Origin of the sequence: Faecalibacterium taiwanense (assembly GCF_036632915.2) — a bacterium.
In the GTDB taxonomy this organism is placed as follows: Bacteria; Bacillota; Clostridia; order Oscillospirales; family Ruminococcaceae; genus Faecalibacterium; species Faecalibacterium taiwanense.
The window spans coordinates 1,240,468-1,257,840 of the sequence record NZ_CP155552.1; the positions used below are offsets into that span (position 1 = coordinate 1,240,468).

At 50.7% G+C, this 17,373-nt stretch carries 16 protein-coding genes and 1 tRNA gene; 13 read left to right on the plus strand and 4 right to left on the minus strand.

From position 1 onward, the window contains the following. Positions 1-126 precede the first annotated feature (126 nt). The 11 genes from PXT33_RS06365 to PXT33_RS06420 all read left to right on the plus strand — a co-directional run bounded on the left by PXT33_RS06365 (position 127) and on the right by PXT33_RS06420 (position 9,095). On the plus strand, positions 127-267 hold the full coding sequence (locus PXT33_RS06365; RefSeq protein WP_044954258.1) for a Maff2 family mobile element protein: 141 nt from the start codon (positions 127-129) through the stop codon (positions 265-267). A 641-nt stretch (positions 268-908) separates the two neighbouring features. Continuing rightward, entirely contained in the window at positions 909-2,828 is a 1,920-nt protein-coding gene (tet(W), locus tag PXT33_RS06370; protein WP_000691721.1) for a tetracycline resistance ribosomal protection protein Tet(W), read from the plus strand. Between the two features lie 81 nt (positions 2,829-2,909). Further along, positions 2,910-3,365, plus strand: a complete 456-nt coding sequence (locus tag PXT33_RS06375; RefSeq protein WP_001071126.1) for an XRE family transcriptional regulator — start codon at positions 2,910-2,912, stop codon at positions 3,363-3,365. A gap of 231 nt (positions 3,366-3,596) precedes the next feature. Continuing rightward, the gene (locus tag PXT33_RS06380) at positions 3,597-4,364 is read left to right on the plus strand and encodes a class I SAM-dependent methyltransferase (RefSeq protein WP_000456787.1); all 768 of its coding nucleotides are present in this window, start codon (positions 3,597-3,599) and stop codon (positions 4,362-4,364) included. 171 nt (positions 4,365-4,535) lie between these two features. Beyond that, on the plus strand, positions 4,536-4,715 hold the full coding sequence (locus PXT33_RS14815) for a hypothetical protein (RefSeq protein ID WP_005924787.1): 180 nt from the start codon (positions 4,536-4,538) through the stop codon (positions 4,713-4,715). A 1-nt stretch (position 4,716) separates the two neighbouring features. Then, positions 4,717-5,298 (plus strand): hypothetical protein, encoded by a 582-nt coding sequence (locus PXT33_RS06390; RefSeq protein ID WP_405002401.1) that lies wholly within the window; start codon positions 4,717-4,719, stop codon positions 5,296-5,298. Positions 5,299-5,417: 119 nt separating this feature from the next. Further along, the gene (locus PXT33_RS06395; RefSeq protein ID WP_004611678.1) at positions 5,418-5,606 is read left to right on the plus strand and encodes a hypothetical protein; all 189 of its coding nucleotides are present in this window, start codon (positions 5,418-5,420) and stop codon (positions 5,604-5,606) included. Between the two features lie 79 nt (positions 5,607-5,685). After that, positions 5,686-7,299, plus strand: a complete 1,614-nt coding sequence (locus PXT33_RS06400) for a helicase C-terminal domain-containing protein (RefSeq protein WP_332376132.1) — start codon at positions 5,686-5,688, stop codon at positions 7,297-7,299. Then, a complete protein-coding gene (locus PXT33_RS06405; protein WP_118554206.1) occupies positions 7,296-7,628 on the plus strand; it encodes a plasmid mobilization protein in 333 nt (110 codons plus the stop codon). The genes PXT33_RS06400 and PXT33_RS06405 overlap by 4 nt, the downstream gene beginning before the upstream one ends. Positions 7,629-7,696: 68 nt before the next feature. Then, a complete protein-coding gene (locus PXT33_RS06410; protein WP_332376133.1) occupies positions 7,697-8,737 on the plus strand; it encodes a relaxase/mobilization nuclease domain-containing protein in 1,041 nt (346 codons plus the stop codon). Positions 8,738-8,876: 139 nt separating this feature from the next. Beyond that, on the plus strand, positions 8,877-9,095 hold the full coding sequence (locus PXT33_RS06420) for a hypothetical protein (protein ID WP_113621230.1): 219 nt from the start codon (positions 8,877-8,879) through the stop codon (positions 9,093-9,095). A gap of 87 nt (positions 9,096-9,182) precedes the next feature. Here the strand turns inward: PXT33_RS06420 and PXT33_RS06425 are convergent, their stop codons facing one another. Next, positions 9,183-9,542 (minus strand): helix-turn-helix domain-containing protein, encoded by a 360-nt coding sequence (locus tag PXT33_RS06425; RefSeq protein ID WP_227612706.1) that lies wholly within the window; start codon positions 9,540-9,542, stop codon positions 9,183-9,185. Between the two features lie 391 nt (positions 9,543-9,933). Here PXT33_RS06425 and PXT33_RS06430 point away from each other — a divergent pair, with 391 nt between their 5' ends. Beyond that, a complete protein-coding gene (locus tag PXT33_RS06430; RefSeq protein WP_332376134.1) occupies positions 9,934-11,547 on the plus strand; it encodes a recombinase family protein in 1,614 nt (537 codons plus the stop codon). Between the two features lie 187 nt (positions 11,548-11,734). On the opposite strand, the gene PXT33_RS06435 is transcribed toward PXT33_RS06430, so the two are convergent. Both PXT33_RS06435 and PXT33_RS06440 read right to left on the minus strand, forming a co-directional pair. Next, positions 11,735-11,810 (minus strand) — tRNA-Ala (locus PXT33_RS06435). A 306-nt stretch (positions 11,811-12,116) separates the two neighbouring features. Beyond that, positions 12,117-12,944 carry an RNA methyltransferase gene (locus PXT33_RS06440; RefSeq protein WP_005939817.1) on the minus strand — a complete coding sequence of 276 codons (828 nt, stop codon included), beginning with the start codon at positions 12,942-12,944 and terminating at the stop codon, positions 12,117-12,119. 186 nt (positions 12,945-13,130) lie between these two features. Between PXT33_RS06440 and PXT33_RS06445 the strand changes: the two genes are divergently transcribed. Further along, positions 13,131-13,931 (plus strand): YoaK family protein, encoded by an 801-nt coding sequence (locus PXT33_RS06445; RefSeq protein WP_332376135.1) that lies wholly within the window; start codon positions 13,131-13,133, stop codon positions 13,929-13,931. Positions 13,932-13,999: 68 nt separating this feature from the next. Here PXT33_RS06445 and PXT33_RS06450 read toward each other — a convergent pair whose 3' ends face one another. Beyond that, positions 14,000-17,302 carry an ATP-binding cassette domain-containing protein gene (locus PXT33_RS06450; RefSeq protein ID WP_332376136.1) on the minus strand — a complete coding sequence of 1,101 codons (3,303 nt, stop codon included), beginning with the start codon at positions 17,300-17,302 and terminating at the stop codon, positions 14,000-14,002. Positions 17,303-17,373 lie beyond the last annotated feature (71 nt).

A 17,373-nucleotide genomic window follows, 5' to 3' on the forward strand; every position in this document is an offset into this window, starting at 1 on the left:
TTATTTTTACCCGGCCAGAGAGGTACACCAGCAAGTCAACTCCCACCGCAGCTTGCGGCTCAACTATTATGGCTTCAGGTGTGTACGGACGGTCTACAAGTTTTCAATTATAAAGGAGAAACGACTATGGAATTCTTTAACTCTGCTATCGAAGTTCTTCAGACTCTGGTTGTCGCTCTGGGTGCTGGCCTCGGCGTTTGGGGTGCCATCAACCTGCTGGAAGGTTATGGCAACGATAACCCCGGCAGCAATGCTCATGTACGGTAAAGAAGCAAGCAACCGAAAACAATAGATAGACCGCCAGCACTACACTATTCCGAACCAAAGACCAAAAGATAAGCATTTTGAGAAAATCTAAACTTTTGGATTTTCCTACAATGCCGACTACGGCGGAATCCCTCCCACTCCTTATATCTTTCTGTATACATTGAATTTGTATTTAGTAAAATGCAGACAACACCACGGATCGGCTTTTGGCTGGACAATTCCAACCAAACACCGCAGCAGACAGTAGAAACCATTCTGAACGTTAGGAAGCCGGTATGATTGTTACATATAAGGGGAAGAAAAATTTCTTTTAGATACTTGTTTTCCTAAAACTGATGTGATATAATAATTCAATTCCAGAAAAGGAGTAAAAAATATGCGGCAAGGTATTCTTAAATAAAACTATAATCAAATAGTGGGAACAAAGGATTATGATAGTCCCTTTTGTAGGGGCTTAGTTTTTTGTACCCAATTTAAGAATACTTTTGCCTTATCAATTTTGACATATCCCCAAAAACAGCACTCACAAACAGGTGTATGCTGTATATGTGTATGTCCGCAAATTATCATCCCCAGTGGTAAAAGTATTTTACTGCTGGGGATTTTTATGCCCTTCGGGGCAGTAAAGGGAGGACAATCACATGAAAATAATCAATATTGGAATTCTTGCCCATGTAGACGCTGGAAAGACGACCTTGACGGAGAGCCTGCTATATGCCAGCGGAGCCATTTCAGAACCGGGGAGCGTCGAAAAAGGGACAACGAGGACGGACACCATGTTTTTGGAGCGGCAGCGTGGGATTACCATTCAAGCGGCAGTCACTTCCTTCCAGTGGCACAGATGTAAAGTCAACATTGTGGATACGCCCGGCCACATGGATTTTTTGGCGGAGGTGTACCGCTCTTTGGCTGTTTTAGATGGGGCCATCTTGGTGATCTCCGCTAAAGATGGCGTGCAGGCCCAGACCCGTATTCTGTTCCATGCCCTGCGGAAAATGAACATTCCCACCGTTATCTTTATCAACAAGATCGACCAGGCTGGCGTTGATTTGCAGAGCGTGGTTCAGTCTGTTCGGGATAAGCTCTCCGCCGATATTATCATCAAGCAGACGGTGTCGCTGTCCCCGGAAATAGTCCTGGAGGAAAATACCGACATAGAAGCATGGGATGCGGTCATCGAAAATAACGATAAATTATTGGAAAAGTATATCGCAGGAGAACCAATCAGCCGGGAAAAACTTGTGCGGGAGGAACAGCGGCGGGTTCAAGACGCCTCCCTGTTCCCGGTCTATTATGGCAGCGCCAAAAAGGGCCTTGGCATTCAACCGTTGATGGATGCGGTGACAGGGCTGTTCCAACCGATTGGGGAACAGGGGAGCGCCGCCCTATGCGGCAGCGTTTTCAAGGTGGAGTATACAGATTGCGGCCAGCGGCGTGTCTATCTACGGCTATACAGCGGAACGCTGCGCCTGCGGGATACGGTGGCCCTGGCCGGGAGAGAAAAGCTGAAAATCACAGAGATGCGTATTCCATCCAAAGGGGAAATTGTTCGGACAGACACCGCTTATCCGGGTGAAATTGTTATCCTTCCCAGCGACAGCGTGAGGTTAAACGATGTATTAGGGGACCCAACCCGGCTCCCTCGTAAAAGGTGGCGTGAGGACCCCCTCCCCATGCTGCGGACGTCGATTGCGCCGAAAACGGCAGCGCAAAGAGAACGGCTGCTGGACGCTCTTACGCAACTTGCGGATACTGACCCGCTTTTGCGCTGCGAGGTGGATTCCATCACCCATGAGATCATTCTTTCTTTTTTGGGCCGGGTGCAGTTGGAGGTTGTTTCCGCTTTGCTGTCGGAAAAATACAAGCTTGAAACAGTGGTAAAGGAACCCACCGTCATTTATATGGAGCGGCCGCTCAAAGCAGCCAGCCACACCATCCATATCGAGGTGCCGCCCAACCCGTTTTGGGCATCCATCGGACTGTCTGTTACACCACTCCCGCTTGGCTCCGGTGTACAATACGAGAGCCGGGTTTCGCTGGGATACTTGAACCAGAGTTTTCAAAACGCTGTCAGGGATGGTATCCGTTACGGGCTGGAGCAGGGCTTGTTCGGCTGGAACGTAACGGACTGTAAGATTTGCTTTGAATACGGGCTTTATTACAGTCCGGTCAGCACGCCGGCGGACTTCCGCTCATTGGCCCCGATTGTATTGGAACAGGCATTGAAGGAATCAGGGACGCAACTGCTGGAACCTTATCTCTCCTTCACCCTCTATGCGCCCCGGGAATATCTTTCCAGGGCTTATCATGATGCACCGAAATACTGTGCCACCATCGAAACGGTCCAGGTAAAAAAGGATGAAGTTGTCTTTACTGGCGAGATTCCCGCCCGCTGTATACAGGCATACCGTACTGATCTGGCCTTTTACACCAACGGGCAGAGCGTATGCCTTACAGAACTGAAAGGGTATCAGGCCGCTGTCGGCAAGCCAGTCATCCAGCCCCGCCGTCCAAACAGCCGCCTGGACAAGGTGCGCTATATGTTTCAGAAGATAATGTAACGTCTTGCGCAATGCAAGCGTTCATTGCTGGCTATTGCGAAATATCATTGATAAAATCAGTATCAGAGAGGAGAAACTATTTTGAACCAGGAACAGACGAATATTACAACAGGAAAGCAAATACGTCATCTGCGAACACAATTGGGAATGACACAGGAAGAACTAGCCGGGGAATTGAATGTTACCCGGCAGGCACTATCGAATTGGGAGAGAGATGTTAATGAACCCGATTTAAATATGTTGAAAAAAATTTGCTTTCTTTTTGGAGTCAACATGGACGATTTTGCGAAGGAGGTAATAACAAAGATGGAAACATATGAAAAAAAGGAGAAACGACAATTTAATAAGTACGATATGGCAATTGGACTTTTTTATGGTGTTGGTATATTTCTTGGCATTGGTATTTTCTTTGTTGGCGGTTTTATGACAATGTCAGGTGCAGGGTGGGGAGCATCACTATTTGGCGGTGGCTGTTTTTCTCTTGTATTTGGCTTGATATGCCATGCAGTTATTACATTGAGAAGAAATGACAAATGATGACATATCCTGCTTTCTATACTTTTCGGTAATACCGAGTAAAAAAAGCCGCTGCTTTTGGCTTTCCAATAGCGGCGGCTTAATGCAAGCGGCGGCAAAGGGAAATATCCTTTGAATACCTTACAGAAGAAAAGTTTTGCAGCATTACAAAAATAAAAGCCTATACCATTTTGGAAAGAAAAGATACATAATAGTCAAGACGACAACAATCAGAAGTTATGGAGGGTAACAATGGAATATAGTAAGGAAGATTTAATGGAAGCAAAAAAGCAAATTTTGGGAGTGGGAGAGAACATGGGAACAGAGGAAAGTAAAAAAATCTGGGAGGAGAACGCACAATTTTGGGATAATGCAATGGGTGACGAATCTAATGAATTTCACAGAGAGGTAGTGCGCCCCAAAGTAACGGAACTTCTATCTCCTAATCCTGCGGATTACATTTTGGATATTGCGTGTGGCAATGGAAATTATTCTTCGTATCTTGCACAAAGAGGTGCTTCGGTTGTCGCTTTTGATTACAGCAAAAAAATGATAGAATTGGCTAAAAGACGGCAATCACAATATGCAAAACAAATTGAATTTTGTGTGGCGGATGCGACCGATAGAAAAAGTATATTAGAATTAAAAAGAAATCGAGCCTTTACGAAAGCAGTTTCTAATATGGCAATTATGGATATTACGGACATTGAACCACTTCTTATGGCTGTTTATGAACTGTTGCAGGAAAGCGGAATTTTTGTCTTTGCAACGCAACACCCTTGTTTTGTCACGTTGACTGAAAAATATATGACACCGCACAGTTACTATGATATAGCGATTGAAGGGCAACCGAAAGAGCAGATTTATTATCATCGTTCCATACAAGATATTTTTAACCTTTGTTTTAGAGCTGGATTTGTCATTGATGGATTTTATGAAGAATGTTTCAAAACCAACAAAGAAATTCCTATGGTAATGATAGTAAGGCTTAAGAAGGTAAAACGTGATAGCTTAAAATAAATTCAAGTTTGTCGGGTAAATAGCAAACCCAGCCGAGCCAGTCAACGATCAAAATGAACGCCGCATTCGCGCCGTCGTTGACAGCCCCGCCCGTCTTTGCTGGTAGGCAATCAAGGGGCGACAGCAAGGAGTACTGCCGCCCCGCACTATTATTCAGAGAGGGGAATTTCCATGACCGAAGATGAAGCCTACAAGGTGCATATCCAGTACACATTCAATGCCTTTTGCAAGGTAGTCATTCGTCACGCAGCCATAGATAAAATCTTGAAGCTGCGCCGGAGGTGGGAACGGGAAGTTTCCCTTGATTATCTGATGAGTGAAAAGTTTGTCCAGCTTGCCGAGCCGGAGTAGCTTGAAGAATATCTTTTTACCGCCTGCGGCCAGACCGCCGTTCTGTATCATGCGGAGCTTGCCGCCGCCCTTGCCCTTTGCCGGAGCAGACGCAGGAAGAAATTTTTCGTTAGAGAAGTTGCAGAAGCGTATTCAGCGTGAACAGATAAAGTATGAGCCTGCCCGTAATGTTTCCAAAACCTATAACGAGATTGACCGTATGGGGCAGAAAACAATCACGGGGAAAATGGCAATCTCCAAAGAGGATTATTCTGAGCTTACTGCCCTTGCTAAAGAGGGCATTACCAGTCGTGCGGAAATCAGCGAATTAGAACAGAGTGCAAACTATTACCGACAGAAATATTTTGACAGTGCAAACGCACTTGAAAGAATGAAAACCAAATACGACGAACTGAAAGAAAAGTGCAGACCTTTTCTTCAAGCGTTGGAGCATTTCCCCGAAGTTGCTAAACTTTTTACCGAGAAAGTGAAGCAACTTTTTTCTTTTAAGGAAGCGCAGGAACGAGCCGAAAAAGAAGCAAGGGAAAAAGAACGACAGGAGCGTATCAAGGCTCGAAGAAACAAGCGTGGTATGGAAAGATAACCTTTTCCATTATACTCACGACTTAATGACTTGTTGATATATTGAAAATCTGCGGTTGATGGGTGTTCTAATGTGAATACCCATCAATCAAAATTTTATGAAAGAGAGGAACGGACTATATGAAAGAACAGAAACATTCTTATTCACAATGCATTGGAAAGACAACATTCATCGTAAATGTAAAGCAGTCTGAAAGTGCCAAAAAGCCTTTGAATACGGTGTTTCAAGACATCTGCAAGCACGAGGTTTTGGGCGATTTCTTTACGGACAAATCGTTTAATTTAGAAAATCCACAAAAAGTATCTTGACAAACTCGACCCCGAGGGTACGGGCTATCGTGCGCGCACCCGGTTTGCGAAGTTTTTCAACCTCCCGGAACTGATGTCGATGTTCAAAGAGGTTGCCGACATTAAAACCAGCGACCAGCTTCATCTACCTGTGCCGGATGCAAAGTTTGAAACCGTGGTGGCGAAACCGTCCGAAATTCAGAAAGAAATGGTGCAGGAACTGAGCAAGCGCGCTGCGAAAATCCACTCCGGCGCGGTGGATGCGTCCGAGGATAATATGCTCTGTGTCACCAACGATGGCCGAAAGATCGGTCTGGATGTTCGCCTGATGAATCCCTTGCTGCCGGATGACCCCAACAGCAAACTGAACACCTGCGTTCGGAACGTGCTGCAAATTTGGGAAGATGGCAAGGAGCAAAAGCTGACACAGCTTTTGTTCTGCGACCTCTCGACACCGAAGAATGATGGCAATTTCAATGTCTACGATGATATTCGCAAAAAACTGGTCGCCGCCGGGGTGCCGGAAAGCGAAATTGAGTTCATCCACGATGCCGATACCGAAGCAAAAAAGGCTGCATTATTCTCCAAAGTGCGCTCCGGCGATGTGCGGATTCTGCTCGGAAGCACGGCAAAAATGGGGGCAGGAACGAACGTGCAATCGCGGCTTGTGGCGGTGCATCACTTGGATGTTGGCTGGAAGCCCAGCGACATGACCCAGCGCAATGGACGCATTATCCGGCAGGGTAACCAAAATAAGCAAGTCCGGATTTATAACTATGTCACGGAGGGTACGTTTGATTCGTACTTGTTCCAGACCCTTGAGAATAAACAGCGATTTATCAGCCAAATCATGACCTCCAAATCCCCGGTGCGTTCCTGCGATGATGTGGACGAACAGGCTCTTTCCTATGCAGAAATCAAGGCATTGTGCGCAGGAAATCCGCTCATCAAGGAAAAGATGGATTTGGATGTTCAGGTCGCAAAACTCAAGGTGCTGAAAGCCGACCATCAGAGCCAGAAGTTCCGTCTGGAAGATAAGCTGCTCACAAAGTTCCCGGCTGACATTCAGGAAACCACCGCCTATATTGCTGGCGTGAAATCGGATGCCGAACTTGCCGCCGCACACCCACAGGTGCAAGAGGGATTCTGCGGCATGACCATCAGGGGCGTGGCCTACGATGAAAAAAAGACTGCTGGCGAGCGGCTTCTTCTCGCTTGCTCCGAGCTGCCTAACAGTGAGGAAAAAGTGATCGGCAGTTATCGCGGCTTTGAACTGTCGTTGCGGTTCGACACCTACCACAGCGAATATCAGGCTCTTTTGAAAGGTCAGCGGAAATACCCGGTAGCACTGGGCAAAGACCCTCTTGGCTGTATCATCCGTCTGGATCATTCTCTGAACGATTTCCCGGAACGCATCACTTCTGCTGAATATGAACTGGCCACGCTGAAACAGCAGCAAGCGGCGGCGCAGATCGAAGTGGAAAAGCCGTTCCCGCAGGAAGAAGAACTGGCTGAAAAGTCGGCTCGTCTTGCCGAACTGAATGCCCAGTTAGATGTGGACGAAAAGCACCATGAGCCGGAGCAGGATGAGGAAGAAAGGGAGGATGAACCTCGCCGCCCCTCGGTGCTGGCAGCTCTGGAAGAAAAGGCAGACAAAACAGAAATCGTCAAGCCGTTCAAGAGCTATCTCGACAAGGATGGTGATGCCCGATGAATGACCGCCGCGACCAGCAGCTTCATTTCCGGGTCAGCAAGCAGGAGCTGGAACGGATTCGGAAGAAGATGGAATCCAGCGGCATTTTAAGCATCGGTTCTTATCTGCGCAAGATGGCACTGGATGGCTACTGTTTGCATCTCGATTTGCAGGAGCTGCGCCGCATGGCCTATCTCCTGCAAATGTGCAGCAACAATCTCAACCAGTATGCCAAAGCCGCCAATGAAAACGGTCAGGTCTATGCCGCCGATTTGGAGGATTTGCGCACTCGGTTGGATGAACTGATTGATATTGGCAAGCAGATTCTTTCCCGGCTGGCTGACCTCTGATTTTTTGCCCTGCGGCTTCGGCTGTGGGGCTACATATTATAAAGATAAAACTGTGGGAGGTGGTGGACATGGCCGCAACACGTTTGATTGCGCTGCACAAAAATAAGGGGAAAACCGTTGTGGCCTGCTTGAAAAGCCGCACGGACTATGCGCAGAATCCAGACAAAACCAAGCGGGGCGAATTGGTCAGCAGCTACGAGTGCAGCCCTCTAACAGTAGATGAAGAATTTATGCTGTCCAAGCGGCAGTATGAACTTGCCACGGGTCGTAGGCAGAAAAGTGATGTGATCGCCTATCAGATTCGGCAATCTTTCAAGCCCGGTGAGATCACCGCCGAGGAAGCCAACAAGGTGGGCTACGAACTTGCGATGCGGTTTACCAAAGGCAAATATGCTTTTATCGTTGCCACCCATACAGACCGGGAGCATATTCATAACCACATTATCTACAACTCCACTGCACTGGACAGCACCCGGAAATTCCGGGATTTTTTATTGTCCGGGCTGGCCGTGCAGCGATTGAGCGACTTGATCTGCTTGGAGCATCAGCTTTCTGTCATTGAAACAAAGCCCTACCGGGAACGGCAAAAGCGGACACTCTACCCGCCCAAAGAAAGCAATCGTGACCGTCTATGCAGCGTGATCGACACCATTCTGGCCGGCAAGCCTAAAGGCTACGAAGATTTTCTGCAAAAGCTGGAGCAGCAGGGCTATGAAGTCAAACGCGGAAAATATACTTCCGTCAAGGGAAAGCGGCAGAAACGCTTCATCCGCTTCAAAACGCTGGGTGCAGGATACAGCGAAGAAGAAATGAAAGCTGTGATTGCTGGAGAAGCCGAACATCGTCCGCGCCAGAAGCAGACGGTGAAAGAAAAACCGTTCAATCTTCTGGTGGATCCGGGCAAACTGTTTACAAAGGAGCAGATCTTTGAAGCAGTCTGGCATAAGGACAGCGAAAGCTATTTGAGAGCCGTCACCAGCACGATCGGTCGAATCCGCCAGAAAATAGAGGATGACAAAGATCACCCCCGTTATATTAAAACGGTTTCCAACATTGGATATCAATTTGTCCCATCATCGGAATCGGTGCGATTGAATCGCAATCTGTAATAAAAGCCATACCGTGAGATCCTAGTAGGATTCTTCGGTATGGCTTTTATCGTTTTCTGTGCTGTACAAAATCGGCATCCTTGCATAGATGACCAAGAATATTCTAAAATAGAGATAGCTTAATTCAGGAGGTCGAACCATGCGAACATTTGAAGAAGTATTGACCCACTTCCATAGCTTTTTAGAGTCTGCGACCTATTTGGACGTTGTTCCATGCCGCTGGGGATATGTAAGGCTTTTCAATGAGGGCGACCCTATCAATTTCAATGCAATTCTTTGCCGCACACCACAAGAACTATATACGGCATTGGCAAATGATTTGGAAACAGAGATTCAGGTCAGCTTGGGAATCGACTGAATTGGTATAAAATTGGTTTGCTTTTGGGTTCGTTTTGGTATAGTGACTTTGAAAAATATGCTATACTGTACCACAAGCAAAACATTTTCAGGGATTTTCAATTTTACTGTAAAACTCTGTCAGGTGCTTTGCCAGTGTGCGGATCGAGTCCATTAAGGTTTCCCGCACTGCTTCTGGACAGGAAAGATAGATTCGATTGAACTCTTTTAACTCTATTTCCGTTTTGCCCATCCCCGGAGTGATCAGCGCATCAAGCGAAACCGGCAAAACACGAGCAATCGCCAAAAGAATTTCGTAAGATGGATTCATGCTGCCTTTTTCAATGTTGGCGATATGCTTCGTTGAAACATGGCAGCGTTCAGCAAGTTGTTCTTGTGTTAAACCTGCCAGCTTGCGCTCCTTGCGAACCTTTTCTCCAAGTACTTTCAAGTCAGAATTCGGCATCATCGTTCACCTCAATAGTATTGTATCGTTCTGGTGAATGACGCGGTATAACCTTGTATTTCCTGTGAGTAGGAAGTATAGTGCCGATTTTTGCGTTTCCCGGTCGAGTTATAAAAAAACGGTAACTCGTCCGGGCGATTTCACGCGCTATCCAATCACAGTTGCCGTTTGTGGAGGTAACTGTGATTTTTTATTGGGGTAACGCATCAAAAAAAGCCTGTCTGCTGCCGTAGACCAGACCGCTCCGAAACAGGCACAATCGTTCCGTTTTGCCACCCACAATCGTGCCGATATGCTGTACTGCGCCAGCTTCCCTCAATGGGAACCTTGAAAACAAAATATGGACGAAGCACGTTTGATTTTTCCTTTCTCACTCAAAGAAAGAGAGATTGAAATGAAAAAACGTGTTTATACCTTATACCGTGTTTCGACCAAGGGACAGGTCGAGAAAGACGACATCCCCATGCAGAAAGAAGCCTGCCGCAACTTTGCAGAAAGTCAGGGCTGGGAGATCGTCAAGGAATTTTCCGAAAAAGGCGTTTCCGGCTTCAAAAAATCTGCCAAAGAGCGTGACGAACTCCAGAAAATTCAACAGGCCGCGATGGAGGGCAAGTTTGACATCCTGCTGGTGTTCATGTTTGACCGTCTCGGTCGCCGTGATGATGAAACGCCCTTTATCGTGGAATGGTTCACGAAGCAGGGCATCGAGGTCTGGAGCGTGAACGAGGGACAGCAGCGGTTCGACACCCATGTGGACAAGCTGATGAACTACATCCGCTACTGGCAGGCATCCGGCGAAAGTCTGAAAACCTCTGTCCGTACCCGGACAAGGCTGGAACAGCTCACCGGGGAAGGTCACTACACGGGCGGCACCGTGGCTTTTGGCTACAAGCGTGTCCGCCTTGGTCGGGTGAACAAGAAAAACCAAGAGGTCTGCGACCTTGTGATTGATGAAGCGGAAGCTGAGATCGTCCGGCTGATTTTCCACAAGTACGTTTACGAGGGCTACGGCGCACAGAAGCTGAGCCACTATCTTTATGAACAGGGAGTCGTAGGACGGAACAACAAAAATATCCCCAACACCAGCATCGTTCGGATGATCAAGAATAAAGGATACACGGGGTACCTCATCAACGGTGCGGTGGAGACGGAGTGCCCACAGCTCCGCATCATCGAACCAGAGCTGTTCGAGCAGGCACAGGAACTGCGGCAGGCACGCACCTGTGAGCGTGGCGGCACTTCACTGGGCACCAGCTCCAAAGCCCTGTTGACCGGGCTGGTTTACTGCGGTCACTGCGGCAACCGCTTGAGCCTGACCAGCAGCGGACGGACACACACCTACGCAGATGGGCATACGGTGAAAGAAGTCCGGCCCCGGTATAGCTGCTTTTATAAGATCCGGCATCCGGGTGACTGCGATGGGCAGTCCGGCTATGGTGTTTCCAAGCTGGATTCCATTGTGGAAGAAGTTGTCCGGCAGATCTTCGCACAGTTCCGGGAGGTTTCCCGGAAGAAGCTGCTGGAATCGGTCAAGACCAACGATGCCGCCCGCATCCAGAAGAAAATCAAGAAAATCCAGAAAGACTTGGAAGCCAAGCAGAAAGAGCTGGACGACCTGAAAGCCGAAACCATTCTGGTCATTCGGGGCGTAAGTGCCTTGGACAAAGAACTGCTCGGCACACTGGTGGCCGAAGCAAAAGATGCACTGGAAACTCTGGAAAAGCAACTCGTGCAGGCACAGGAAGAATACGAAGAAGCCACCAAAACAGCAAAGCGTAGCAACTACATCTGCAACGAGCTGTTTACATGGGCGGATGTTTACGACACCGCCAACCACGATGAACGCCGCGCCATTTTGCAGCAGTTCATTAAGGAGATTCGCGTCCGAAAAGACTATGAAATCTCGATCACCCTGAATGCCAGCTTCAATCAAGTGGAGCAGCTCAAGTCTGTATCAATCTACGATGGTGCGGAAATTTTTGAAGAAATTTCCGAGAAGGGGGCATAAAAGCGATGCGCTTGCCCGCAGCACTCTGCAAAACGCAAAGAAAGAAGCGTGAAACCGATGGATTTTCAAAAAGTACATGGATGACCCCGCCCGGTTCGCATCCGACTTCAGGGTTCGGAGCCCGGCACGGTCCGCCAAAGTTTTTGGGCATAAAAAACGCCGCATCGTACAAAACGATGCGGCAAATTGGTGGACCTAGAGGGATTCGAACCCTTGACCTCTCGGATGCGAACCGAACGCTCTCCCAGCTGAGCTATAGGCCCATATTTAGGGGCGTGACGCGGTTGGGCGACCAACCGACATACTCCCTATTCTAAAGCCCACAACTCTGTGGGGCACAAAAGCGATACGCTTGCACTCCCAGCTGAGCTATAGGCCCATATTTAGGGGCGTGACGCGGTTGGGCGACCAACCGACATACTCCCTATTCTAAAGCCCACAACTCTGTGGGGCACAAAAGCGATACGCTTGCACTCCCAACTGAGCTATAGGCCCATGTGATGACCCTGTAAGTGTAACTCTGTTCGGGAAATTTGTCAAGTATTTTGGGCAGGGCCAAAAAGCATCGCTCAGCGGTTGCCTAGCTGCCAGAAAGCAACAGCGCTGGCAGCGGCAACGTTCAGGGAATCCACACCGTGGGACATAGGGATTTTTACGGTGTAGTCACAGGCGGCAATGGTGCTGTGGGCAAGGCCGTCACCCTCTGTGCCCAGCACGATGGCGAGCTTCGGCTCGGCGGAAAGAGCGCTGTCGTCAATGCTTACGGAACGGTCGCTCAGAGCCATGGCAGCAGTCTTGAAGCCAAGACTGTGCAGCTGAGCAATGCCGTTTTCCGGCCAGTCGGCAGGGCAGGTGCCGATCTGCGCCCAGGGCACCTGAAACACGGTGCCCATGCTCACACGCACGGCACGGCGGCACAGCGGGTCGCAGCAGGAAGGAGTAACGAGCACGGCATCCATGTTCAGTGCAGCGGCGCTGCGGAAGATCGCTCCCACATTGGTGGAGTCCACAATGCCCTCCAGAACGGCCACCCGGCGGGCATTGCGGCAGACCTCTTCCACGCTGCGCGGCAGCGGGCGGCGGAAGGCGCACAGCACGCCGCGGGTCAGCTCGAAGCCGGTCAGGCTGGCAAGGGTCTCGCGGTCGGCTGTGTACACCGGGGCATCCCCGCAACGGGTCAGGATATCGGCAGCCGGGCCGGTGATCTGTTTACGCTCCATGAGCAGGGAGAGCGGTGTGTATCCGGCATCCAGCGCGCGGGCGATCACCTTGGGGCTTTCGGCAATAAAGATGCCTTTTTCCGGTTCCAGACGATTGCGCAGCTGCGCCTGCGTCAGGCGGGCATAGACATCCAGCTCCGGTGCGGAAAGGTCTGTGATCTCGACAATATTCGGCATAAGGAAGTTCTCCTTTGGAAAAGCTTTTTTCTTATTCTAACACAACCTGTGAGGGAATGCAAAGTGCGGGCCGTATTTTTGGCGCTGGCAGAGCGCAAGGATACACATGCCGGATATGTAAAACTGATATGGACCAAGCTGTAAAAATATATTATAATAGGGTACGAAAAGAGGGGAAAAGGTAATATGAAAACAAAACATCATGGGCAGATGTCAGAGTCCTTCCTGACGGCGGTGTTCCTTTCGCTTTCGGGCGGGCTGCAGGATGCCTATACGTATCTGTTCCGCGGTAAGGTGTTTGCAAATGCACAGACCGGCAACATCGTGCTGCTGAGTTCCAACATCATGGATGGTCAGTGGGATCGGGTGCTGCACTATCTGGTTCCTCTGTGTGCTTTTGCGCTGGGCGTACTGGTGGCAGAAAAGATGCGGGAGAGCTTTTGCAACATGCAGCGGCTTCACTGGCGGCAGCTGGTGGTGCTGGGCGAAGTGCTTCTGCTGTTCATTGTTGGCTTTCTGCCACAGGAGCAAAACCTGCTGGCAAACGCCACCGTTTCCTTCTCCTGCGCAATGCAGGTGCAGGCGTTCCGCAAGGTGAACGGCTATGCATTTGCCAGCACCATGTGCATTGGTGACCTGCGCAGCGGTGTGGAAGCATTCTGCATCTGGAGCAAGACCCATGAACCGAAAGTTAAGGACCGGATGATGCGTTATTTTGGCATCATTCTGTTGTTCGCGGTGGGTGCCGGTATTGGAAGCATGGGCGCAGCGCGGCTGGCAGGAAAGACCATCTGGATCTCCTGCGGGCTGCTGCTGGTAAGCTTTGCGCTCATGTTCATCCGGGAAGAAATCGAAGAAAACCCTGCGATCGAAAAGGATCTGGCTGAGATCCGGCAGGAGACACGGGAGATCGACCGGACTCTCAAGCAGGAACTGAAGGAAGAGCGCGAGGAACTGCATGAGGAATTACACGAGAAATTGAGATAAAGCACCGGACATCAAAAAAGGAGCCGCTGCGTGATGCAGCGACTCCTTTTGCTTGTCGAGAAAGAAAATTACTCAGAACGCAGGGCGGTGACGGGGTTGCACTTGGCTGCGCTGCGGGCGGGAATCAGACCGCCAAGGATCGTGAGCAGGGTAGCCAGAACGATCAGGACCAGTGCAGCCTTGGGCGGCAGCACAGCGGTGACGCTGGTGGTTCCTGCAATGGAGTGGATGAGCATGTTGCCGGGGATCAGCAGCAGCAGGCACAGGCCCACGCCGATCACGCCGGAGCACATTCCGATAATGAAGGTCTCGGCATTGAACACCTCGGAGACATTGTGCTTGGATGCACCGATGGCACGCAGAATACCGATCTCCTTGCGGCGTTCCAGCACGCTGATATAGGTGATGACACCGATCATGATGGAAGAAACCGCCAGCGAGATGGCAACAAAGGCCACCAGCACATTGCTGACCATATCCACGATCTTGGTCACGGCGCTCATCAGGGTGCCGACCGTATCCGAGAATACGATCACCTTGTCCTCTTCGCCCTGCGCACGCATGGCGGCGTTGTAGGCGTTCAGGCTGTCCACGATGCGGTTCTTGGCCTCAAAGCTCTTGGGGTAGATCCAGATGCTGCCGGGCTTTGCATAATCCGAATAGCCCAGTGCACCAAGAACACTGCTGTAGGAGGTGGTGCTGGACTGCAGGTTCATCTTGACCAGATCCACAAGGTCGTCGGTGCTCATGTTCACCTGCACGGCACTCTGGAACACGGTGGGGTCGATCTTCAGGGCATCTTCCACCTGACTGCTGAGCTGAGCGATGTTGTTCTGGATGGCGGACTGGATCTGCTGGCTGAACTGAGTGGTCAGCTGGGTCATCAGCTGCTGCATCACGGTGCTCATCTGGGTCTGAATGGCAGCGGTGAGTTTGGTCTGCAGAGCTTCGCCCAGCTTCTGGCTCAGCTGTTCCGAGTAGCTTTGCAGATAGCTCGTCATGATGCCCTGCAGGTTCTGCTGCAGCGAAGCGGTGAACTGCTCCTGCAGGCCGGTGGTGTCCAGCAGGTCGCCCATGGATTCGGACAGAAGCTGTTTGAACTGGTCGCTCTCCATATAGGAAGAGAAACCAATCTTATCCAGATTCAAGATGCCGTTGCCGATGATATAGCGCTTATAGCCATTCATGATCTTCTTCATCAGGCTCTGCAGCGCATCCTCCGAGACGGACAGGTCCATATCGGCAAACAACTGGCTCAGATCCAGCGCGTCCATGTCCGGAAGCTCCACATCGCTCATGTCGATGTCGCTCAGGTCCAGATCGCTCAGATCCAGCTGGAATGCGGACGGATCAAGGATGGAGGAAAAGTCAAAGCTGCCATCCTGCAGATCAAATGCACCGCTCAGGTCGAACTGCAGCTTGCTTGCATCGAACTGGAAGGCATCCTTCAGCATATCGGTATCCACCGAGAACAGGGAAGAAATGTCAAGATCGGTTTCGCGCTGGTCGGCATCAAAGCGCTCGCCGGTCAGCACGTTCACTTCCGGGTCGGCAAGCTGCTGCTTTACCACTTCACTTTCGGCTGCATGGTCGATGGCGTAGTAGGTGAGTGCATGGGTATAGGCAACGCCTATGGGCAGAATGGTGGAGCTGGCATCTGCGCGGGGCTGCACCACGCCCACGATGGTCAGATCCGGACTGTTTTCCACAAGCTGCTCCACATACGCTTCATCGTCGGAGCGGTTGCGCCAGATTTGGCGTTCTTCGTCATAAACGTAATAGTCCGAGCTGGTAACGATCTTATATTTCAGGCCCACAAAGGTATCGTAGGGGTAGGTGCCGTAGCCGGTGGGAGCCTGTGTGTTCTTGTTTTTTGCGTACTCCTGCAGAAAACGCATCATCACGCTGTCGTCCTCAATGCCCAGAATATAAAGAGCGTAATCGCTGATGCTGCCATCCGAATTCAGCACAAGAACGGCCTCGTTGTAGCTTTCCGGCCAGCGGCCTGCCTTGACATCGTACTGATCTTCGTACAGCGAAGGCTCTTCGGCCATCTCGGTAAACACGCTCTGATTGGTCATGGAAGAGACGATGCCGGCGGCAGAGGTGGTGTTGTTCAGCGCAGAAAGGCTGCTGTCCGGGAAGATCTGGCGCACGGTGCCGTCCTTGTTCTGGCGGTAGATCAGCGGTGCGATGCCGTAGGAATACTCGATGGAAGCAGCATCCTCCGAGATGGTGCACTCGTCGCTGTCCAGATATTTTTTCAGGGAGGCAAGGTCATTGACGGAGGAATTATCCTCGGTCAGCTGGCTCAGCAGTTCACGCACCGTGACCATGCCCTCCGGGGTGGAAGAAGCGCTGGTGGCACCCACATTGGTGTTGTTGGCAACGGCGCTGGTGTAGCTTCCCGGGTCCAGCAGGGCGGCAAGGTCTACGCCGGTGGTCGAGATCTGCAGCGGATATTCCGAAAGGGTGGAGCGTTCCATCTCCTGGATATAATTGCTCACACCGGCCGAGAGCGAAAGGATGAGCGCAATGCCGATAATGCCGATGGAACCCGCAAATGCGGTGAGCAGGGTGCGGGTCTTTTTGGTGAGCAGATTGTTGAAGCTCAGCGCGAGAGCGGTGAGCGGCGACATGGAAGAATGGCCCAGATTTTTGTGCACCGGCGGCACCTGAGCGGAATCATCCGGCGCAAACGGTGCGGTGTCCGATTGGATCACGCCGTCCCGCAGGCGGACGATGCGGGTAGCATACTGCTCTGCAAGCTCCGGGTTATGAGTGACCATGACCACAAGGCGGTCTTTGGCCACCTCCTTCAGCAGCTCCATCACCTGAATGCTGGTGTCGCTGTCCAGTGCGCCGGTCGGCTCGTCGGCCAGCAGGATGTCGGGGTTGTTGACCAGTGCGCGGGCAATGGCCACACGCTGCATCTGGCCGCCGGACATTTCGCTGGGGTGCTTGTGCAGCTGGTCGCCCAGACCTACCTGCTCCAGCGCCTTGGTGGCCCGGTTGCGGCGCTCGGCACCGGAAATGCCAGAGATGGTCAGCGCCAGCTCCACATTGGAAAGCACTGTCTGGTGCGGGATGAGGTTATAGCTCTGGAACACAAAGCCAATGGTGTGGTTGCGGTAAGAGTCCCAGTCGCGGTCGGTATATTTTTTGGTGGAGATGCCGTTGATGATCAGATCACCGCTGTCGTAGCGGTCCAGACCGCCAATGACGTTCAGCAGGGTGGTCTTACCGGAACCGCTGGGGCCGAGAATGGCGACGAATTCGTTGTCCCGCAGGTTCAGGCTGACATCATCCAGTGCTTTCTGCACCAGATCGCCGGTTTTGTATTCTTTCTTGATGTGGTTGAGTTGGAGCATGTGTGAGCCTTTCCGGCGCATCCTCGCAGGAACGCTGCCGCTGTACATTATAATAAACTGCCCGGATACAG